Origin of the sequence: Couchioplanes caeruleus (assembly GCF_023499255.1) — a bacterium.
GTDB lineage: Bacteria > Actinomycetota > Actinomycetes > Mycobacteriales > Micromonosporaceae > Actinoplanes > Actinoplanes caeruleus_A.
This window is the reverse complement of record NZ_CP092183.1, coordinates 4,286,099-4,306,369: the sequence shown is the minus strand read 5'-3', so window position 1 is coordinate 4,306,369 and position 20,271 is coordinate 4,286,099. Positions and strand designations below refer to the sequence as shown.

The following is a 20,271-nucleotide window of genomic DNA, read 5'->3' as shown; positions in this document are numbered from 1 at the left end:
GGCCCGGCACGGCCCCGGGCCGTGTGGTCAGACGGCGAACTGCGCCACGACGCGTTGCAGCGTGGTGCTCATCCTGGCGAGCTCCTCGGTGGCGGCCTGTGCCTGCGTCACCGCGGCGGCGGTGGTCTGCGCCGCCTGCGCGACACCGTCGACGTTGGCGCTGATGTCCCGCGCGCCGCCGGCCGCGTCGGAGATGCTGCGGGCGACCTCGGCCGTGGTGGCGGTCTGCTCCTCCACCGCCGACGCGATGGTCGTCTGGAACTCGCTGATGCGGTGGATGACCGCGGTGATCTGCTCGATCGCGGTCACCGCACCGCTGGTGTTCGCCTGGATCGTCTGTACCCGCTCGGAGATGTCGCCGGTGGCCCGCGCGGTCTCCTGCGCGAGGTCCTTGACCTCGGAGGCCACGACCGCGAACCCCTTTCCGGCCTCGCCCGCCCGGGCGGCCTCGATGGTCGCGTTGAGCGCGAGCAGGTTCGTCTGCTCCGCGATGGCGGTGATGGTCTTGACGACGTTGCTGATCTCGGTGGAGGACTCACCCAGCTTGCCGATGGTGCCGGTGGTGGCCGCCGCGACCTCGACCGCCTCCGCCGCGACCCGCGCCGCCTCGCTGGAGTTGGCGGAGATCTCCCGGATCGAGGCGCCCATCTCCTCGGAACTGGCCGCGACGGTGGCGATGCCGGCATCCACCTGCCCGGCCGCCTGCGAGACGGTGCCCGCCTGGGCACTGGTCTCCTCCGCGGCCGCCGCGATCTGCGTGCTGGTCGTGGACAGCTCCTCACTCGAGGCCGCGAGCGCCACGGCGTTCTCGCCGACGGAGGTGATCGTCTCGCGCAGCGAGGCGACGGCCCGGTCGAGGTCGTCGGCCATCAGGCCGAGCTCGTCGCGGGCGGCGACGTCCGCGCGCACGGTCAGGTTGCCGGCGGCCAGGGCCCGGGTCACCGCCGACACCCGGCGCAGGGCCCGGACGATCTGCCGCGCCACCATGATCCCGAGCACCAGGGCGAGCGCCCCACCCACCACGATCGCGAAAATGATCATGGTACGGGCGGTGCGGAAGGCCGCGTCCGCGTCACCGGCGCGCAAGGCCGCCTGGGCGCTCTCCGCCTCGAACGCGCGGTCGAAGTCCGCGAACGCCTTGTCGGCGGCCGGACCGAACTGCGTCTCGCGGGCCCGCTGGAACTCCGCCGGCTTGTTGGCGCGTGACAGCGGCAGCAGGACCCGGTCCCGCAGGTCGATGGCAGCTGCCCAGTCGGTGGTGAAGGCGTCCACGATCGAGGGGGCCGCGGCGCTGGCCCGGTACGTGGCCACTTGCTGCGCCAGCGCGGCGTCGTTCGCCTTCATCCGGGCCTCGACCGCGGACATGGAGGCGGGGTCGAGGCTGGTCGCGTGCACGAGGAGGTCCACGCGGGCCTGCATCGCCGTCCGCTGCGCGGTGGCCAGGACACCCAGCGGCTTCACCTGGACCATGTACATCGCGTTGACGTCGGCGGACGTGTTGCTCAGCTTCACCAGGCCGAGCAGCCCCACGCCGATCGCCACCACGAGCGTGACCACCACGGCACTGATGATTTTGATCATCACCGGGAGGTCAGCGACGCGTCCCCAGAGCCCTCGTCGTCCTGCCATGTGGTCCCCCACCCCTCGCTTCGGCTTTCCATCCCACTCTCGGGCATCGAAGGCCCGGGAATCTCCCGAACGCGAGATCTGGCGAGGGACGGGCGGGGCGCGTCCTCACAGCACGTCGTAGACGAGCCGGCCCGGGGGACTGACCCGCGCTCCGGCCGCCACGCGGTGCGCCGACAGCGCGCCGCGGTGGTCCAGGTGCTCGACGGTCAGCCCGCGGACCAGCACCAGGAAGTCCGACAGCATGCGCCGGTGACAGCGCCACCACAGCGTTTCGCTGCACATCACCGCGGTGCGCACCGTCCCGGCCTCGGCGGCCAGCGCGTCGACCCCCTCCAGGAATTCCGGCGTACGCATGTACGCCGCGTATCCGCGGAACGCCGGCACCTGCCACCACACGTCCGGGGAGTCCGCCGGTGCGGGGCGCCGGCCGCCGAGCCGCGGTTCCCAGCGGTACGAGATCCCGGCCTCGGGCAGCCACTGCTCGAGGGCCTCGCGGCGGACGTGGGGATGCGCCCGGCTGCCGGGGAAGCGACGGATGTCCACCAGCAGCCGCACACCCGCGTCCTGCAGCAACGAGGCGAGTTCCGGCCGGCCCGCCGTGCCGTGCCCTACCGTGATCAGACCCATGCTCACACCCGACAGGTACCCCGCGGGACGACAGAGATCACCCGGTAGCGGCGCTCACGGCAGAGCGCGGGCTCGTCGCGGTGCGGGTCAGGCGGCGGGGGCATTCCACGTGTCGATGGCCGGCGTGCCGTGGTCGAAGCCGAGCGTGCACAGCGTCGCCGTGTCCAGCTTGAGCAGGCCGCCGCCGCTGGGCGGCAGCCCGATCCACCGGGCGCCCGCGACGCGCAGGCTGTGCCCGTGGGCGATCAGCGCGACGTCGCCGCCGTCCAGCAGCTCGCGGGCCCGGGCGAGCACCCGGTCGAGCCGCTCCCCCACCTGCTCCGGGGACTCGCCGCCGGGACAGCCGTCGGTCCACAGCGACCAGCCCGGGCGGGTCTCGCGGATCTCGGGGGTCGTGATGCCCTCGTACTCGCCGTAGTTCCACTCGGCCAGGTCCTCGGTGGTCTCCGTGACGGTCAGCCCGGCGAGCTCGGCGGTGCGCACGGCCCGCCGGCGCGGGCTCGAGATCACGGCGGCGAAGCTGCGGCCCTGCAGCCGCTTGCCGGCCTGCCGGGCCTGCTGCTCGCCGGTCACCGTCAGATCCAGATCCGTGTACGAGGTGTGCTTGCCGGCCGCACTCCACTCGGTCTGCCCGTGCCGGACGAGCACGATCTCCGCCATGTCTCCCCCTGTCCGTCCCGGTACCTGTACCCAGAAAACGCTCAGTTCCCCGCGAGCAGCTCCTCGAACGAGGTGGTCAGCGCGAACGGGTCGGTGACCTGGGCGGGTTCGCGGCGTTCGATCTCCCGGGCGAGTTCTGCGGCGGCGCGGTCGATGCGGGTACGCAGCTCGTCCTCGCCACCCCAGTCCTCGGAGGCGGCGAACACCGAGGTCGCGACGGTGGCCGCACGCAGGTACGCGAACATCGGCCGCAGCGCGTGCTCCAGGGCGAGCGAGTGCCGTGCCGTGCCGCCGGTCGCGGCGAGCAGCACCGGCTTGTCCTGCAGCGCGTCCTTCCCGACCACGTCGAAGAACGACTTGAACAGGCCGCTGTACGAGGCGTTGAAGATCGGGGTCACGGCGATCAGGCCGTCCGCCGCCGCGACCGCGTCCAGCGCCTCGCGCAGCGCCGCCGGCGGGAAGCCGGTGAGCAGGTGGTCCATCAGGTCGTGGGCGACGTCGCGGAGCTCGACGACGCGGACGGTGAGGCCGGCGCCGAGGGCGGCCGCCCGCTCCACCGCCGCCGCGGACAGCTGGTCCGCGAGCAGGCGGGTGGAGGAGGGCTGGCTCAGCCCCGCCGTAACGACGACGAGGGTGCGCTGCGTCATGCGACCGGAACCTCCTCGGTACGGGCGGCCAGCAGGGACGCGTGGGTGGGGGCGTCGGGGACGTGCGCCGGCCGGAGCGCCGCGAACTCCTTGCGGAGCACCGGTACGACCTCCTCGCCGAGCAGGTCGAGCTGCTCGAGGACGGTCTTGAGCGGCAGCCCGGCGTGGTCCATCAGGAACAGCTGGCGCTGGTAGTCGCCGACGTACTCGCGGAAGCCGAGCGTACGGTCGATGACCTGCTGGGGGCTGCCGACGGTGAGCGGCGTCTCCCGGGTGAAGTCCTCGAGCGACGGGCCGTGGCCGTAGACCGGGGCGTTGTCGAAGTACGGCCGGAATTCCTTGACCGCGTCCTGGCTGTTGCGGCGCATGAAGACCTGCCCGCCGAGGCCGACGATCGCCTGGTCGGCGCTGCCGTGGCCGTAGTGGGCCCAGCGCTCGCGGTACAGGGCGATCATCCGCTGGGTGTGCGAGGCCGGCCAGAAGATGTGGTTGGCGAAGAAGCCGTCGCCGTAGTACGCGGCCTGCTCGGCGATCTCGGGGCTGCGGATGGAGCCGTGCCAGACGAACGGCGGGATACCGTCGAGCGGGCGCGGCGTCGAGGTGAACGACTGCAGCGGCGTGCGGTACTTGCCCTTCCAGTCGACCACGTGCTCGCGCCACAGCTTGTGCAGCAGGGCGTAGTTCTCGATGGCCAGGGGGATCCCGGCGCGGATGTCCTTGCCGAACCACGGGTACACGGGCCCGGTGTTGCCGCGGCCCATCATGAGGTCCACCCGGCCGTCGGCGAGGTGCTGCAGCATCGCGTAGTCCTCGGCGATCTTCACCGGGTCGTTGGTGGTGATCAGCGTGGTGGAGGTGCTCAGCAGCAGCGTGGAGGTCTGCGCGGCGATGTAGCCGAGCATGGTCGTCGGCGAGGACGGCACGAAGGGCTCGTTGTGGTGCTCGCCGGTGGCGAACACGTCGAGGCCGACCTCCTCGGCCTTCCTGGCGATCGTCACCATCGCCTTGATCCGCTCGTGCTCGGTCGGCGTCCGCCCGGTCGTGGGGTCGGGCGTGACGTCGCCGACGGTGAAGATCCCGAACTGCATGGCGTCCTCCAGCTCCCGGCCGGGACCATCGGTCCCGCACTTGCCCGGCACAACCTCTTTGACGCCGCAATTATTTCACAGTCAAAGAAACGGCTCCCCGGGTGGTCACCCGGGGAGCCGTTGGCGGGTACGGGGTCAGCGGCCCTGCAGAGCCTTCACGTTGTCGCCGAAGGTCCAGCTCTTCGAGCCGTCCCAGTTCGCCGACCAGGTCATCAGCCCCTTGAGGCTGCCGTTCAGGGTGTTCCACGACTGGCTGACCAGCGCCGGGCTCATGTAGCCGCCGCCCGCGCCCGGTTGCGCCGGGAGGCCGGGGACCTGCTTGTCGTACGGCACCCGGATCGTCGTGCCCTGGATCACCAGCCCGTTGTTCAGGCACTGGGTCTGGGTCACGAAGCCCTGGACCGTGCCGGCCGCGTACGAGTCGCCGGAGCAGCCGTACATGCTGCCGTTGTAGTACTGCATGTTCAGCCACCAGAGCCGGCCGTTGTCCGCGTACTTCTTGACGATCGGCAGGTACGCGCCCCAGATCGAGCCGTACGTGACGCTGCCGCCGGTGACGTACGCGGTCTCCGGCGCCATGGTGAGGCCGAAGTTGGAGGGCATCTGGGCGAGCACGCCGTCGATGATGCGGATCAGGTTGGCCTGCGAGGCCGACAGTGTCGCGATGCTGCCGCTGCCGGACAGGCCGGTCTCGATGTCGATGTCGATGCCGTCGAAGTTGTACTGCTTCAGGATCGGCACGATGGTGGCCACGAACCGGTCGGCCACCGTGCTGGAGCTGAGGTCGATGCCGGCTGCGGCGCCGCCGATCGACATGAGCAGCGTCGCGCCGTTCGCCTTGGCCGTGCACATCTCGGCGGGCGTGGCGACCTTCACGCCGGCGTCCATGCCGTTCTCCCAGAGCACCGTGCCGTCGGAGCGGATCACCGGGAAGGCGAGGTTGAGCACGTTGTAGCCGTGCTGCCTGAGCCGCGAGTCGGTGACCGGCACCCAGCCGAGGCCGGGGTGCACGCCGTTGCTCGCGCCGTCCCAGTTCTCCCAGTAGCCGACGAGGACCTTGCCCGCCGGCTTGGACTTGACCGCGCAGGTGGTGCTGCCCGGCGGCGGCGTGGTGGTCGGGGTGGTCGGGGGCGTGGTGGGCGGGGTCGTGGGCGGCGTGGTCGGGGGCGTCGTCGGCGGGGTGGTCGGTGGCGTCGTGCCGCCGGTGCAGGCGCCGAGGTCGCGCCACAGCGACGGGGTGGCGGCCGGGTTCCAGTTGGCGCCGACGTAGGCGGTGTGGGTGACCAGCGCCGAGTAGAGGTGGCCGCCGTAGGTCACCTGCGTACCCGCGGTGTAGGTGTTGCCCTCCGCCCACACCGGGGCGGAACAGGCCACGGCGGCCGCCCGCAGCGGCGCCGCGCCGACGGCGGCCAGGCCGTCCGGCGCGGCGATCACCGCCGTCGCCAGGGTCATCGCGGCGCCGGTGACCAGCGCGAGAACGGCACGTCGTTTCCTCATGGCGACTCCCTGACGCATCGATGACCAGGCAGGTCCCCCACATCTTGACGTTCGTGAACTTCTTTATCAAGGGTTGTTAACAGATCGGCCCGCATCGACGTCCGCGACGAAGCCGAGGAGCGCCCCGGCCAGCGCTCCGGGCGCCTCCAGCGCGGCGTAGTGGCCCACCCCGTCGAGCTGGACCGTACGGACGTCCCCGGCCGCGGCCTGCGTCATGGTGGCCGCCGTGAACGGGCCGCCACCGGCGCCCACCGCCAGCACGGGCACCCGCAGCCCCGGGTCCTCCGCCAGCGCCCGGATCTCGGCGCCCTCGCGCAGCATCGAGCGGTACAGGCCGCTCGCGCCCCGCCAGCCGCCCGGGCGGGCGTACGTGCGGGCGAATTCGTCGATGTCGGCGCCGGTGACCGCTGTCGGGGTCGCCGTCATGGACGCGAAGGCGTACCGGCCGAGGAACTCGCGCTCGCGGCCGCTCAGGAGCAGCTCCGGGATGCCGGGCGCGGCCAGCACGCCGATGTGCCACGCGCCGCCGTGCGTGACGTCGGCGAGCGCCTCCAGGCCGAAGCCGGGCAGGCCCATCTCGACCGCGGTCAGGCTGCGCACGTCCTCGGGATGCGTCGTGGCCAGGCGCAGGACCGTGGCTCCGGCGATGTCCTGCCCGGTGAGGTGGACCGGGCCGGCGCCGAGGTGGCCGATCAGCTGGTGCAGGTCCTCGGCGGCGGTGGCGCTGCCGTGTTCATCGGTCGCCGCTTGCGAATCGCCGAAGCCGCGGAGGTCGACGGCGACGACGCGGTGGTGCTCCGCGAGCAGCGGGATGAGCCTGTGGAACGCCCACCAGGTCTCCGGGAAGCCGTGGACCAGCAGGATCGGCGACCCGCTGCCGCCGGCGGCCACGTAGCGCAGGGTCGTGCCGTTCAGCTCGGCGGTGTGGTGCGTGATCATGGCGCTCCTCGAATAGTCAGCCAGGGTGTCGAATACTAGACACCCTGGCTGTCGATCGTCCAGCGCGGTGCCGTAGCCTGTCGGTTATGTCCCGCTCCGGAGCCGATCTCGCCCTGCTGCTGCTCGGCGGCTTCCGCACGCTCGTGGACGCGGCGATCGCCGAGCTCGCCCGGCGCGGCTACGAGGACGTCCGCCCGGTCCACGACTTCGCGATGCGGGCCGTCGCCGCCGGCGCCGACAGCGCCTCCGAGCTGGCCCGCCGCCTGTCCATCACCAAGCAGTCCGCGGCGAAGACCATCGCGGTGCTGCAGGAGCGGGGGTACGTGTCGCGCGACACCGACCCGGACGACGGCCGTCGCAAGCGGCTCCAGGTCACGCCGCTGGGCCTCGAGGTCATGCGGCACGGCGAGGAGATCTTCGACGACCTGCGCCGGCAGTGGGAACGGCGGATCGGCGCGGCCGAGCTCGAGGCGTTCGAACGGCACCTGACGGCGCTGGTGGGACCGCAGCCGGTCCGCTTCGACACCGCCGGCTACCTCGCCCGGGACCTCGGCGGATCCTCCTGACCCGGCCGGCGCGGATCAGGCCGTCGGCACCCGGAACCTCAGCTTGCCGTCCAGCTCGTCCCGCAGCACGCCGCCGTTGCGCTCGATGACCTTGCGCGAGCCCACGTTGCCGACGTCGCACGTCACCACCGCGACCTCGATCCCCAGACCGTGCGCGACCGGCAACGCCGCCGCCAGCATGCGGGTGGCGAGCCCCTTGCGGCGTGCCGACGGCCGGACGTCGTAGCTGATGTGCCCGCCCGCCCGGCGGAGCGCGCCGGTGAGGCGGTGCCGGATCGCGAGGCGGCCGGCGTACCCGTCGCCGTCGAGCATCCACAGGTTCGTCACCGGCACGTAGCCCTCCGGCCGGGGCGCGTCCTCGAGCGCCTGGTCGCGCAGCCAGCGCACGTACGCGGCGAAGCCCTCGGGCGACTCCCACGAGGCGCCGAACGCCCGGATCTCCCGGCCCAGCTCGGTGGGATCGGCCGCGCTCCCCCGCCCCTCGGCCGCGAACTCGGCCATCGCCGCGAGGAACGAGACCCGATGCCGGGCGTCGGGGGCGGCGAGCTCACCCACGACGCTCACCCGAGGATGATCGGGTTGGTCAGCGCCGCCATGTGCCCGTTGGGGTGACGCACCTCGACACGGACGTACGCGGACTCCTCAGCCGTGGTCTCCCAGCCGGCCCCGCCCGGCAGCTCGGCCTGATGGACCCGCCCCCGGTCGGTGAGGAAGCGGACCGTGCCCGCGGGCACACCCTCCACAGCGACCCGGGCCAGCGCCGCCCGGCCGTCCGTCCGCACCGTCGCTCCGATGTCCCCCGTGCGATCGCCCGCGGTCACCGTGAAGGACAGCTGAATCCCCGGTGACCCGGCGACCCAGCTGCGGCCGGCCCGGATCCCGGCGAGCACCGCCTCCACGCTCAGCTCCTCGGCCAGCACCACGGTGTGCGGGACGGCGACCTGGCCGCGCAGGTGCGTGTCGCTGTTGCCCACGGCGGGCCGCCAATCGCCGGCGTGGACGCCGGCCGCGAGGCTGCGCCCCCACTCGGCCACGGCGGCCTCGTTGTCGGCGTTCCACGGCAGGGCGGAGGTCCACAGCCCGTTCCAGACCTCGATCACGTCGAAGCCGTTGAGCGGGAACATGAAGGTCCCGGACGGGTACGGGGCGTGCGGGTGCGCGACCACGCAGACGCCGCCGTGCTCGTGGACGCCGCGCACCTGCTCGCCGATGCGGTCGTCGCGGACGCCGTACCGCCAGTCGACGACGTGGCCGGGCGGCAGGCCCAGCGCGAGCCAGTGACCGGTCGTGGTCGTCGCCTCCTGGCCCGCGATCACCAGCAGGTCGTCGCCGGCGAGCGCGGACCATGCGGGGTACGTCTCCGTGGTGTTGTGCTCGGTCACGGCGACGAAGTCGAGCCCCGCCTCACGAGCGGCGGCCACCACCTCGGCCGGCGTGAGCTCCCCGCCGTGCGACCGCTGCGAGTGGAGGTGACAGTCACCGCGATACCAGCGCATGGGCACGGACCAGATCGTAACCGTCAGGCGTCGCGGCCGCGGTCCCCCGCCGACGCGCCCGGATCCGGCGCCGGGCCCAGCGCCGCGAGGGCGGACCTCATGGCGGGCGAGGAGTAGAGGCTCGGCACCCGGAAGCCGCCGAGCCAGGCCGTCAGCCGTTCCGCCTCCTCGTCGAGCAGACGCCGCCCGGCGGCCGGCACGTCCTGCAGCAGCCGGACGCGCACGGCCCCCGCCGCGTCCTGCACCCAGCACCCCACCACCCGCCCGTCCAGCCAGGCCGTGGTGCCGGCGTTGCCGCGGCGGTCGAAGATGTGGTCGCGGTGCGCGCCGAGGTAGAAGTCGCGGGCCTGCCAGCCCATGACGGTCGGATCGAGCACCGGCAGCAGCGCGGCCCACGGGCCCGGGCCGGGCAGCGGCGCGAGGTCGTCCGGAAGCAGCCAGCCGGTCGCGCCGTGGTCGAGGGAGACCGGTACGGCCGCCAGCTCGGCGAGGGCCGCGCGGACCACCGCCTTGGTCGAGCCGAGCCACCAGGTGAGGTCCTCCTCGGTGCCGGGGCCGAACGAGGCGAGCCAGCGCCGGACGAGCTCGCGGTATCCCTGCGCCGCGCTGCGGTGCGCCGGCACCTCGCCGAGCCAGTGCCGCATCAGCGTCCAGCGCGGCCGGGAGGCGTGCCAGCCCGCCGTGTTGGTGCCGCGCACGATGTCGGCGGTGACCCCGAGGTGGGTCAGGACCCGGTGCGCCGACCAGATCTCCCCCGCGGAGGTGGTCACCTTCACGTCGATCGCCGGCACGGCCCGGCGGAGCTCCTGCGCCGGGCGGCCCTCCGGCGCGTCGGCCAGCGCCGCCAGGACCTCCGCCCGGGCCCGGTCGAGCCAGTCGTGACCGTCCGCGGCGAGGCCCGAGGCCACCACGTCCCGCGTCATCCGGGAGCGCTCGGTTGCGGCGACCCGGGCGGAGGCACTCGGCCACACCGCCGGCAGCAGGTCCCTCGGAAAGACGAAGAGCGTGCGGCGCATGGCCAGCTGCTTGACAAGGCTGCGGTCGTCGTACAGGGCGCGGTCGACGTCGGCGGTGGTGATCGCGGTGCCACGCGCCCGGCAGGACAGGTAGACGGTCGCCGGCTCGGTGGCGTGCAGGGCGGTCATCGCCCGGGCGGCGTCCTCCGCCGAGCCGGCGCGGAACGCCGGAGCCAGGGCGTGCCGGGCGGCGAGGCGGGCGCGGCGCTCGTCGTCGGACACATGACGCTTCGGCCCGGGGGTCACCGCCAGCGGACCTTCAGCGGCAGGCCCACGAAGGCCGCGTACGGCCGGAGGGCCTGTTCGGTGTGCCCGCGGCCGGCCGTGCCCAGCTCGGCCAGCGGGAAGACCTCCACGGTCACCGCCTTGGCGCCCAGGGTCCGCTTCCACGTCGCCACCGTGCGCCCGTTGTGGACGATGGTGGCCTGGAAGACGCCGTTGCCGCCCGGGACGACCGCGCTGAAGTGCTCGGCGTCGAGCAGGAGGCCGCGATCCTTGTAGCCCAGCATGTACTCGTCGAAGCCCGGCAGCGCCCACCAGGCCTCGCCGGTGGCCGCGTCGGTGTCGAGGGCCGCGGCCTCGGCGACCATCTCGCTGCCGTCCACGCGCACGGTGGTGAGCGCGTCGCCCGCGCCGGCGATGCCCGCCTTCGTGTCGGTGAGCGTCAGGCCGGTCCAGCGGGCGAAGTCCTGCTTCGTAGCCGGGCCGTGGCTGCGGAAGTAGCGCAGCGCGATGGTGGCCAGGGCCTCCTCGCGCGACGGCCGGTGCGGTGCGGGCACCCACTCGTCGAGCAGGACGAACGTCTGCTCCTTGCCGACGTGCGGGGCGATGCAGGTGACACCGCGCTGGCTCGCGTACCAGAGGAGGTGGTAGCCCACCTGCCCGCTCAGCTCGACGCCACCCTCGGCGAGCGCGGCCAGGCACTCGGCGCGGGTGAGCCGGCCCCCGCCGGCGAGGGCCGCCGCCAGCACCTCGACGCCGCGGTCGGCGGTCTTCTCGGCCAGGCCGATGGTCTCCCGCCGCTTCGCCGCGCCGGCCAGGGCGCGCACGCCCATGAGGTCGAGCATCCAGTGGGCGTCGGCCGGCGGGACGAGGTGCACGGTGCCGCGCATCGGCCAGGTGCGGATCGCCTCGCGGCGCTCGAGGGCCTCGGTGACGGCGGCCGCGGTCGAGCCGGGCAGCCGGACGCCGAGCGACCACAGGCCGCTGGCCATGTCCTGCGCCTGCATCGCGCCGAACCACTCCACGATGCCGGCCACCGTGCCCGGGCCCGGACGGGCGGACAGCAGCAGGCTGCGCATCCGCAGCGCCCGGGCTTGCTCAGTCGTCAGATCAACGGCATCAGTCGTCAGGTCCACGGCACGAGCGTAGGGCGACCCCCCGACAGAAAGGCCGCCCCACGCTCACGACCCGGCTGTCAGCGGCCGCGCTGGCGGCGGTACCGCGCGATCAGCGCGTCGGTGGACGAGTCGGTCGGGGCCTCCGGCGTCGACGCGCCGGTGAGCAGCGGCGCCAGCTGGTTGGCCATGACCTTGCCGAGCTCCACGCCCCACTGGTCGAACGAGTTGATCTCCCAGATCGTGCCCTGGGTGAACGTGATGTGCTCGTACAGGGCGATGAGCTGGCCCAGCACGGACGGGGTGAGCTTCTCGGCCAGGATGGTCGTGGTCGGGTGGTTGCCCTGCATGACCTTGTGCGGCACGATCTCCGCCGCGATGCCCTCGGCCTCGATCTCCTCCGCGGTGCGGCCGAACGCCAGCGCGCCGGTCTGCGCGAAGAAGTTGGACATGAACAGGTCGTGCATCTCGCCGGTGTCGTGGTTCGGCACGCTGAAGCCGATGAAGTCCGCCGGGATCAGCTTCGTGCCCTGGTGGATCAGCTGGTAGAAGGCGTGCTGGCCGTTCGTGCCCGGCTCGCCCCAGAAGACCTCGCCGGTCTGGTACTCCACCGCGGTGCCGTCCAGGCGGACGTGCTTGCCGTTGCTCTCCATCGTGAGCTGCTGCAGGTACGCCGCGAAGCGGTGCAGATACTGCGAGTACGGCAGAATCGCGTGCGACTGCGCGCCGAGGAACGTGTCGTACCAGACGTTGAGCAGGCCCATCAGCGCCGGCACGTTGCGCTCCAGCGGCGTGGTGCGGAAGTGCTCGTCCACGGCGTGGTAGCCGGCGAGCATCTCGGCGAACTGCTCCTTGCCGATGGCGATCATCACCGAGAGGCCGACCGCGGAGGGCAGCGAGTAGCGCCCGCCGACCCAGTCCCAGAAGCCGAACATGTTCTCGGTGTCGATGCCGAAGTCCGCCACCCGCTGCGCGTTGGTGCTGACGGCGACGAAGTGCTTGGCGACCGCCGAGGCGTCCCCGCCGAGGCCGGCGAGCAGCCAGTTGCGCGCCTCCTTCGCGTTGGTCAGCGTCTCCTGGGTGCCGAAGGTCTTGGACACCACCACGAACAGCGTGCTCGCCGGGTCGAGATCGCGGGTCTTCTCGTGCAGGTCGGTCGGGTCGATGTTGGAGACGAAGCGGCACTCGAGGCCGGGGTCGGCGTACGCCTTGAGGGCTTCGTACGCCATGACCGGCCCGAGGTCCGACCCGCCGATGCCGATGTTGACGACGGTCCTGATCCGTTCGCCGGTGGCGCCCGTCCACTCCCCCGAGCGCACCCGGTCGGTGAAGGCGCCCATCCGGTCGAGGACCTCGTGCACGTCGCGCACGACGTCCTGGCCGTCGACGACGAGCGTGGCGTCGCGGGGCAGCCGCAGCGCGGTGTGCAGCACCGCGCGGTCCTCGGTGACGTTGATGTGCTCGCCGGCGAACATCGCCGCGGTGCGCTCGCGCAGCCCGGCCCGCTCGGCGAGGGCCACGAGCGCGGCGACCACCTCGTCGGTGATCAGGTTCTTGCTGTAGTCGACGTACAGGTCGGCGACCTGGGCGGTGAGCCGCTCGCCGCGCCGCGGGTCGCTGTCGAACAGCTCGCGCAGGTGCACGCTGGAGAACTTCTCGGCGTGGCCCTGCAACGCCTGCCATTCGGCGCTGTCGGAAACGTGTTCGCTCATTGCTGTTGACTCCCGCCTGAACCGAACTATCGGTGCCATCGTGGCACGGATCCCCTCGCCTAGGCGCGGATCCCCGCGCCGCGATTCAGTGCCCGTGTTTGATAGAGCTATGCGTGCGTTCGTCATCACGGCTCCGGGTACCGCCGCGGTTGAAGAGGTGCCCGAACCGGTGGCCGGTCCCGGAGAGGTCGTGGTCGGCGTCGAGCGGGCCGGCGTGTGCGGCACGGACGCCGAGTTCTTCTCCGGTCACATGACGTACCTGCACAGCGGGCAGGCGGCGTACCCGGTGCGGATCGGGCACGAGTGGTGCGGCACGGTGACCGCCGTGGGCCCCGGGGTGGATCCGGCCTGGACGGGACGGCGGGTGACCGGCGACACCATGCTGGGTTGCGGGCACTGCGAGCGCTGCCGGGGCGGCCGGCAGCACCTCTGCGCCGACCGGTACGAGATCGGGATCCGCAACGGCTGGCCGGGGGCGCTCGCGGAGCGGCTGCCCGTACCCGTCACGGCCCTCGTGCCGTTGCCCGACGCGGTCGACGCGACGCTGGGTGCGCTGGTGGAGCCGGGCGCCAACGCGCTGCGGGCGGTCCGCGCGGCGGCGCTGGAGCCCGGGCGGCGGGTGCTGGTCATCGGGCCGGGCACGATCGGGCTGCTCGCCGCGGCCATCGCCGGCGCCGCCGACGCGGAGGTGCACGTGCTGGGCGAGACCCGGACGCCGGGGGTGTGGACCGCGAGCGATCTGCCGGATCTGCGCTGGGACGCCGTCATCGACGCGTCGACCGGCGCCGGCGTCCCGGCCCGCGCGGTGGAGCTGGTCGAGCCCGGCGGCCGGGTGGTCTTCATCGGGCTCGCCGCCCGGCCCAGCGAGGTGGACGCCCGGCGGCTGGTACTCAAGGACGTGACGGCCACCGGCGTGCTCAGCGGCTCCGGCGGCCTCGCGGGCACCGTGCAGCTGTACGCCTCCGGCCGGGTCGACCCCCGCCCGCTGGTGGCCGCGACCGTCGGGCTGGACGAGGCGGCCGCGGTCCTCGCCGGGCAGCGCCGCCCGGAGTGGGGCACCGGCCCCAAGATCCATATCGACCCCGGGGTCAGGAGCCGTCCCGCAGGTCGCTGAGGCGGACGCCGTCGAACCGGACGTCGCTGAACGTCACGGTGCAGCCGTCCCCGGTGGGCGACTGCGCCTCGAACCCGATCCGGTGCCCGCTCACCGCCTCACCGAGGGTGAAGACGCGGATCAGCGTCCACGTCGAGCCGTCCACCGAGGCGTGGTAGGCGTACGCGTGGCCGATGCGGCTGACCCGCAGCCACACCGACCGCTCCGCGACCACGAAGGCGTTGGCGTCGTCGGACGTCTCGCGGGTGACGACGGAGACGACCATGGGCTCGCCCGCCGGGGAGAACTCGAAGCAGAACTTGCCCCAGTGCCGGTCGTCCTCCCACAGCAACAGCACCCCGGCGTCGTACCGGGACCGGAAGTCCACGCTCACCCGGGCGCTGAACCGGAAGTCGCCGGCCGGCGGGCCGCCGAGCAGCGTCGCCGCGTTCAGCAGCGACTCGGCGTCCTCCGCGCCCGCGCCACCCGGGTTGACGTACAGGTCCGTGTGCGCGGGGGCGTCGGCGATCAGGCCGTCACCCCGCGCGTCACGCCGCCACGCCCCCGGCTGGGACGCGGTGAGCCCGAACGGGATTCCGGGCACGTCGAGAACCTCAACCGCCATGTCGCATCCTTTCCGCGATCTCCTGGATCCGGGCCGTCGTGATGCCCGTCCGCTGCTCCACGGCCAGCGGATGGTCCGTGGGCTCCAGCTCCACCCACGGCCGCTCCCCCACCGGGCGGGTGTGCAGGCGGGTCTTGAGGTTCAGCGTCGGCGGGTCGTACGGCAGCTGGGTGGACAGCCACCCGAACGACGGCGCACGGCTCTCCCGGCCGGGCCGGTCCCACGCCGCGACGATGTCCCGGAAGCTCTCCTCGCTCTGCGACACCCACACCGACCAGGCGAACGTCTCTCCCGTCCCGGTCACCGGGAGCTCGATCAGCCCGCGGACGAAGAAGCCCTGGCCCCTGATCACGCAGATCTCGCCCTCGAGCACGTTGTCCGGGTCCGCCGCGAGCTCCGCCGACCAGTACGCGGGCGCGGGCGGCCCGTACGACATCGGCGGCCCCGGATGGAGCTCGGCACATCGTCCACAGGTGAAGCTGCCCTCGTTCGACATCCGCGGGAGCCTAGCTCACCGACCGGCCGAGAGGGTGGCGCGCAGCGGCGCGGGGAGCCCGTCGGCGAGCACCCGGCCCGCGTCCGCCGGGGGCAGGGGGCGGGACAGCCGGTAGCCCTGGGCGAAGTCGCAGCCCAGGTCCTGCAGAGTGGCCAGCTGCACGTCGTCCTCGATGCCCTCGGCGACCGTGGCCATGCCCAGGTCCCGGCCCAGGCGGACGATCGCCGCGGCCAGCGCCTCGTCCTCGCGCTCGCCGCCGAGGCGGTCCACGAAGGACCGGTCGATCTTCAGGACGTCCAGGGGGTAACGCCGCAGGTACGCCAGCGACGAGTAGCCCGTACCGAAGTCGTCCATGGCGAGGCTGACCCCGAGCGCCTTGAGCCGGTGCAGGTGGGTGAGGTTCTCGTCGGTGTCGGTGAGCAGCACGCTCTCGGTCATCTCCAGGCACAGGCTGCCGGCGGGCAGGCCGGTCTCGGCCAGCACCTGCGCCACGGTCGCCGCGAGGTCGGTGTCGAACTGCCGGACGGAGACGTTGACCGCCATCCTGAGCGCCCGGGTGCGGCCTGCGCCCCAGGTCACCGCCTGCCGGCAGGCCTCCGCGAGCACCCAGCGGCCGAGCGGTGCGATGAGCCCGGTGGCCTCGGCGATGCCGATGAAGTCGAGCGGCGGCACGGTCCCGCGCTCCGGGTGCTGCCAGCGGACGAGCGCCTCGAAGCCGGTGATCACGCCGGTGCGCAGGTCGACCGTCGGCTGGTAGTGCAGGGTCAGCTCGTCGCGGTCGAGGGCCCGGCGCAGGTCGGCCTCGAGGTGGAGGCGCTCGACGAGGCCGGACAGCATCGCCGGGTCGTACCGGGTCACCCGGTCGCCGCCCGCGGACTTCGCCCGGTACATGGCCAGGTCCGCGTTGCGCAGCAGCTGGTCGGCGTCGTCGGCGTCGACGGCCGCGGCGAGCCCGATGCTGGCCGCGACGGTCCGTTCGTGCTCGCCCAGCACGAACGGCGGGGTGAGCGCGACGCCGATGCGCCGGGCGACCGTCTCGGCGTCGGCACGGGCGGCCGGCGAGGTCACGAGCACGCTGAACTCGTCGCCGCCGAGGCGGGCGACCAGGTCCTCCTCGCGGACCGCGGCGCGCAGCCGCTCGGCGACCTGCCGCAGCAGGAGGTCGCCGGCAGCGTGGCCGAGGCTGTCGTTGACGCCCTTGAAGCCGTCGAGGTCGAGCAGCAGGACGGCGGCGTGGTCGGCGCCGCGGCCGCGGTCTAGGGCCTCGGCGGTGCGCTCGCGGAACAGGGCCCGGGCGGGCAGCCCGGTGAGCCGGTCGTGGTACGCCTCGTGCACGAGCCGGTCCTGCAGGTCCCGCGCGTCGTGGACGTCACGGGTGTTGAGCACGAATCCGCGGACGGCCGGGTCGTCCCGCAGGTTGGTCACGGTCATCTCGGCGAGCCGGACCCGTCCGTCGCGGTGGCGCACCGGGACCTCGACCACCGTGACGGTACGCGGCTCCGCGCCGGACTGTTCGATCGCGGCCGCGATGCGCGGGCCCGCCACCGGCCCGGCGATGTCCACGAGGCGGTGCCCGAGCAGCGCCTGGGCCGGCCAGCCGAAGACCCGTTCGATGGAGTCGCTCTGGTAGCGGATCGTGGAGTCCGCGTCGATGACGGCGACCGAGTCGGAGCTGTGCCGTACGAGCGCACGGAACCGCTGCTCACTGGCCTGCAGCTCGGCGGTACGGGCCCCGACGCGCGACTCGAGGCGCCGGGAGAGGTGCCGGTTCTCCCGCAGGGTGAGCAGCTGGCGGGCCACGGCCAGCACGATGAGCACCGAGCGGCACCCGCCGATGAAGGCGTCCACCCGTCCGCTGACGACGAAGTCGGCGACGCTGCCGGCGAGGGCGGCGAGCAGGGCCGCGTACGGCAGGAGCGTCAGCGGCCGCTCACCGGCCCGGCCCGGCCGGGTGTGACCCGGCCGCGCGGTGCCGTCCGGCCGGACCGCGGCCAGCAGGATCAGGCCGAAGCCGAGGAACCATCCGGTGTCGAGCACCCCGCCGGACGCGTACGTCCCGCGCAGCGACACGTACGCGTACGCGCTGTCGGTGAGGCCGATGATGACGGCGGCCGCGCCGAAGAGCCGCAGGGTCCGCGCGTGCGCGCTGCCGCGGGACAGCCCGGCGCGCAGGGACAGCACGACGGTGACGAGCACGACATCGCCGAGCGGGTACGCCACCAGCAGGCCGAACCCGGCCGCGCCGTGCCCCGCGGCCTGCGCGACCGGCCGCAGCACCAGCATCCAGCTGATCAGCAGCAACGAGCAGCCGATCAGCAGCCCGTCGACGACCCCCCGGGCCCGGGACGCGGCGGTGCGGCGGCCGCCCGGGATCAGCAGCAGGCCACCGGCCATCAGCGGCACCATCGCGAGGTAGCCGGCGTCGGGCAGGCCGGGGAACGGGACCGGCTCGGCGCGTACGGTCTGCGTCCAGGTCCAGGCCCATTCGCCCGACGCGTACGCCAGCGATCCCAGCCCGGCCCCCGCCCAGGCCGCACCCGCGCGCCCGCGCACCCGGGCGGCACGCACGAGACATGCGACGCCGGCCGCGGTCGCCGCGACAGCGGTGGCCACGTTGGAGACGGCCTGGGTGAGACCGGGGCCGCCGAGCCCGGCCGCCGTGCAGGCGGCGAAGGCGATGACGAGCAGCGCGACGAGCCCGGTCGCGGCGTCGGGTCGGCGGGCGACGGCCATCGCACCCCCTCGCCCTCGTCGGTCCTCGGCCAGGGACATCGGGCGGGCGAGGGCCGACCTGAGGGATTCCCCGCGAGGCGAACCGGCCGGTAACTCGCTCGTCCCTGGATCACTGCCGTCACGTACAACGCGTCCGCGGCCGAGGCGCCGGTCAGGGCATCCTCAGCACGGTCACGCACATCCAGCGGATGAACACGTGGGGTGGCGTGGCCCCGGCGACGGCGTGCACGGACGGGGAGAAGGTCAGCGTGCCGTACAAGGCGAACTATCTCTTCTGGGGGAACTGACGGCGGGGTGGGACGACGGCACGAGCCGCCCGGCAGGCCCGCCGAGCGGCTCGTGAGTCGACTGTGACCTCAGCGCAGGGTCACGTCGAAGATCTTGTCAGCAGCGAGCGTACGGAACGCCGCGAGGTTGGCCTTCGTGCTGTCGATGCTGATGTCGCGGTCGCCCTGGTCGTCGTGCGAGGTGTCGAAGTACACGATCGCCTTGATGTTCGGACGCTTCTTCAGCTCGGGCAGGACGCTCTTGAACCCCGCGGTCTTGTCGGTGACCTTGCCGACGCGGTGGTACACGCCCCACTCGGCGACCATCAGCGGCTTGGCCGGGTGCTTGGTCGTGGCCCAGTCGTAGAAGGAGGGGCCGTTGGGGGCCTTGCGGTCGAGCAGGTCGGCGAACATGCCGTAGTGGTAGTAACCCTTCTCCGCCGACACGTACGAGTCCAGACCCATCCAGTCCACGACATCGTCACCCGGGTACAGGTCCTTCCACCACGACTGCGCCATCCACTTCTCGTTACCCATGTACGCCATCACGTTGATCGCGTTCGTCACACCCTTGGCGCGCAGCCGCTCGATCGTGTGCCGGTACATCGCCGCGAAGTCCTTCGCCTCCCAGCCCGAACCGGCCCGCGGATTCACGTCGTTCTCCGGCTCGTGGTTGAGCACCAGGAAGAACTTCTCCGGGAACGTGGCCTTCACCCGGGCCGCGAAACGGTCGATACGCGCGTCCTGCTCACCCCGGGCCACCTTCGCCCAGCTCGAACCGTACGCGATCTTCCAGTTCATCAGCAGCACCCGCGGGTGAGCCGCATCGCGGGCCATCGCCATCTCCGAGCGGGTCGGGAACGGCTCGTCACCCTTGTGATACGTGTGGAAAATGCTCGCCGTACGACCGCTGAGCTTCTCCCAATCCTTGAGCGCAGCATCACGCGGCGCGTCGGTGAAACCCCCCGCGGCGGCACCCCACAGGACCCCACAGGAGGGTACGAGCAGCTTGCCGGTGACGCAGTCGCCGGTCGCCGGGGCGGGCGGGGGCGGCATGTCCTCGTCCTCGATCGGGGTGGCGGGCTGAGCCGGCGCAACGGGCTCGTCCGCCGGGGGCGTGACCGGCTCGGCCGGCGTGGGCTCGTCCACCGGAGCGGTCACCGGGGCCTCCGTGGTGCCCGTGGCGACGAGCAGCAGCGGGCCGCCGGTCCTGCCCTCGGCAGCACGGAAGCGGGTCACGGCGGACGAGGCCGAGGAGCGCAGCGCGAAGGCGTACGCGCCCGGCCCGGTCACCGTCGCGCCGAGGTCGAAGCTGACCTCCGCGGCGTCGGCCTTCGGCGCTGCCGTACCCACGACCGCGCCCAGCGCCGGGGCGGTGGCCGACGTCAGCTTCCGCTCGGTCCACGCGGTGTCGGCGACGCGGTTGAGGGTCAGCCGGCCGGTGACGCCGCCGACCGTGGCCAGCGTCAGCCGGGCGCCGGTGACCTCGGTGCCCGCCGGGACGACGAACTTCAGGAACGCGGTCTTGGAGTCGCCGGCGAGGCGGCCGATCGCCAGCTTCTGCTCGGCGCCGAACGTGGCGTCCTTGCGGCCGCTCGAGACGTACGTGTCGTCGGCGGCCGCGAGCTTCAGCCCGGCGCCGGTGGCGGCGGCCTCGGCAGCCGGGGCACCGGCCAGCACGGACCCCGCGCCGGCGGCCACGGCGGCCAGGGCGGTCACGGACTTCGTCAGCTTCGAGCGACGCACCTTCTCAACTCCCCCGAGTTGTCCGGCCGCGTCTCGGCCGGGCATGGGAAGAAGATTCCGGGGCGGCAGGTGCGCCCGGCGTGCCCGTCGCGGTGCGG

Annotated in this window: 19 protein-coding genes; 3 read left to right on the top strand and 16 right to left on the bottom strand. The window is 73.1% G+C overall.

Features of this window, described 5'->3' with window-relative positions; genetic code table 11:
- Positions 1–27: 27 nt before the first annotated feature.
- The 7 genes from COUCH_RS19840 to COUCH_RS19810 form a co-directional block, all read right to left on the bottom strand.
- Positions 28–1,581 carry a methyl-accepting chemotaxis protein gene (locus COUCH_RS19840; protein ID WP_430640988.1) on the bottom strand — a complete coding sequence of 518 codons (1,554 nt, stop codon included), beginning with the start codon at positions 1,579–1,581 and terminating at the stop codon, positions 28–30.
- Positions 1,582–1,734: 153 nt separating this feature from the next.
- Entirely contained in the window at positions 1,735–2,256 is a 522-nt protein-coding gene (locus tag COUCH_RS19835; protein WP_249606668.1) for a DUF488 family protein, read from the bottom strand.
- A gap of 87 nt (positions 2,257–2,343) precedes the next feature.
- Entirely contained in the window at positions 2,344–2,916 is a 573-nt protein-coding gene (locus COUCH_RS19830) for a histidine phosphatase family protein (protein ID WP_249606667.1), read from the bottom strand.
- 41 nt (positions 2,917–2,957) lie between these two features.
- The gene (locus COUCH_RS19825) at positions 2,958–3,563 is read right to left on the bottom strand and encodes an FMN reductase (protein WP_249606666.1); all 606 of its coding nucleotides are present in this window, start codon (positions 3,561–3,563) and stop codon (positions 2,958–2,960) included.
- The gene (locus COUCH_RS19820; protein ID WP_249606665.1) at positions 3,560–4,651 is read right to left on the bottom strand and encodes an LLM class flavin-dependent oxidoreductase; all 1,092 of its coding nucleotides are present in this window, start codon (positions 4,649–4,651) and stop codon (positions 3,560–3,562) included. The genes COUCH_RS19825 and COUCH_RS19820 overlap by 4 nt, the downstream gene beginning before the upstream one ends.
- A gap of 135 nt (positions 4,652–4,786) precedes the next feature.
- On the bottom strand, positions 4,787–6,148 hold the full coding sequence (locus tag COUCH_RS19815) for a carbohydrate-binding protein (RefSeq protein WP_249606664.1): 1,362 nt from the start codon (positions 6,146–6,148) through the stop codon (positions 4,787–4,789).
- A 66-nt stretch (positions 6,149–6,214) separates the two neighbouring features.
- The gene (locus tag COUCH_RS19810) at positions 6,215–7,087 is read right to left on the bottom strand and encodes an alpha/beta fold hydrolase (protein WP_249606663.1); all 873 of its coding nucleotides are present in this window, start codon (positions 7,085–7,087) and stop codon (positions 6,215–6,217) included.
- A gap of 86 nt (positions 7,088–7,173) precedes the next feature.
- Between COUCH_RS19810 and COUCH_RS19805 the strand changes: the two genes are divergently transcribed.
- Positions 7,174–7,653 carry a MarR family winged helix-turn-helix transcriptional regulator gene (locus tag COUCH_RS19805; RefSeq protein ID WP_249606662.1) on the top strand — a complete coding sequence of 160 codons (480 nt, stop codon included), beginning with the start codon at positions 7,174–7,176 and terminating at the stop codon, positions 7,651–7,653.
- A gap of 15 nt (positions 7,654–7,668) precedes the next feature.
- Here COUCH_RS19805 and COUCH_RS19800 read toward each other — a convergent pair whose 3' ends face one another.
- From COUCH_RS19800 to pgi, 5 genes are all read right to left on the bottom strand, one after another.
- Positions 7,669–8,208, bottom strand: coding sequence for a GNAT family N-acetyltransferase (locus COUCH_RS19800; RefSeq protein ID WP_430640987.1), 540 nt, complete (start codon positions 8,206–8,208; stop codon positions 7,669–7,671).
- A gap of 5 nt (positions 8,209–8,213) precedes the next feature.
- Positions 8,214–9,149 carry a CehA/McbA family metallohydrolase gene (locus COUCH_RS19795; RefSeq protein WP_249613760.1) on the bottom strand — a complete coding sequence of 312 codons (936 nt, stop codon included), beginning with the start codon at positions 9,147–9,149 and terminating at the stop codon, positions 8,214–8,216.
- Positions 9,150–9,172: 23 nt separating this feature from the next.
- Complete coding sequence (locus COUCH_RS19790) at positions 9,173–10,387, bottom strand: winged helix DNA-binding domain-containing protein (protein ID WP_249606661.1); 1,215 nt, start codon at positions 10,385–10,387, stop codon at positions 9,173–9,175.
- Positions 10,388–10,407: 20 nt separating this feature from the next.
- A complete protein-coding gene (locus COUCH_RS19785) occupies positions 10,408–11,466 on the bottom strand; it encodes a winged helix DNA-binding domain-containing protein (protein ID WP_249613759.1) in 1,059 nt (352 codons plus the stop codon).
- A gap of 116 nt (positions 11,467–11,582) precedes the next feature.
- Positions 11,583–13,214 carry a glucose-6-phosphate isomerase gene (gene pgi, locus COUCH_RS19780; protein WP_249606660.1) on the bottom strand — a complete coding sequence of 544 codons (1,632 nt, stop codon included), beginning with the start codon at positions 13,212–13,214 and terminating at the stop codon, positions 11,583–11,585.
- Positions 13,215–13,323: 109 nt separating this feature from the next.
- Between pgi and COUCH_RS19775 the strand changes: the two genes are divergently transcribed.
- A complete protein-coding gene (locus COUCH_RS19775) occupies positions 13,324–14,328 on the top strand; it encodes a zinc-dependent alcohol dehydrogenase (protein ID WP_249606659.1) in 1,005 nt (334 codons plus the stop codon).
- On the opposite strand, the gene COUCH_RS19770 is transcribed toward COUCH_RS19775, so the two are convergent.
- Genes COUCH_RS19770 through COUCH_RS19760 form a run of 3 tightly spaced genes read right to left on the bottom strand, consistent with a single transcriptional unit; the run spans position 14,303 to position 18,161 of the window.
- Positions 14,303–14,932: a DUF1349 domain-containing protein gene (locus tag COUCH_RS19770; protein ID WP_249606658.1), complete on the bottom strand. Its 630-nt coding sequence runs from the start codon at positions 14,930–14,932 to the stop codon at positions 14,303–14,305. The genes COUCH_RS19775 and COUCH_RS19770 overlap by 26 nt on opposite strands.
- Complete coding sequence (locus tag COUCH_RS19765; RefSeq protein WP_249606657.1) at positions 14,922–15,428, bottom strand: DUF2199 domain-containing protein; 507 nt, start codon at positions 15,426–15,428, stop codon at positions 14,922–14,924. The genes COUCH_RS19770 and COUCH_RS19765 overlap by 11 nt, the downstream gene beginning before the upstream one ends.
- A gap of 15 nt (positions 15,429–15,443) precedes the next feature.
- A complete protein-coding gene (locus COUCH_RS19760; RefSeq protein WP_249606656.1) occupies positions 15,444–18,161 on the bottom strand; it encodes a putative bifunctional diguanylate cyclase/phosphodiesterase in 2,718 nt (905 codons plus the stop codon).
- A 188-nt stretch (positions 18,162–18,349) separates the two neighbouring features.
- Between COUCH_RS19760 and COUCH_RS39210 the strand changes: the two genes are divergently transcribed.
- The gene (locus COUCH_RS39210; protein WP_249606655.1) at positions 18,350–18,448 is read left to right on the top strand and encodes a DUF3455 domain-containing protein; all 99 of its coding nucleotides are present in this window, start codon (positions 18,350–18,352) and stop codon (positions 18,446–18,448) included.
- 69 nt (positions 18,449–18,517) lie between these two features.
- Here COUCH_RS39210 and COUCH_RS19750 read toward each other — a convergent pair whose 3' ends face one another.
- A complete protein-coding gene (locus tag COUCH_RS19750; RefSeq protein ID WP_249606654.1) occupies positions 18,518–20,173 on the bottom strand; it encodes a DUF7594 domain-containing protein in 1,656 nt (551 codons plus the stop codon).
- Between the last annotated feature and the right edge of the window lie 98 nt (positions 20,174–20,271).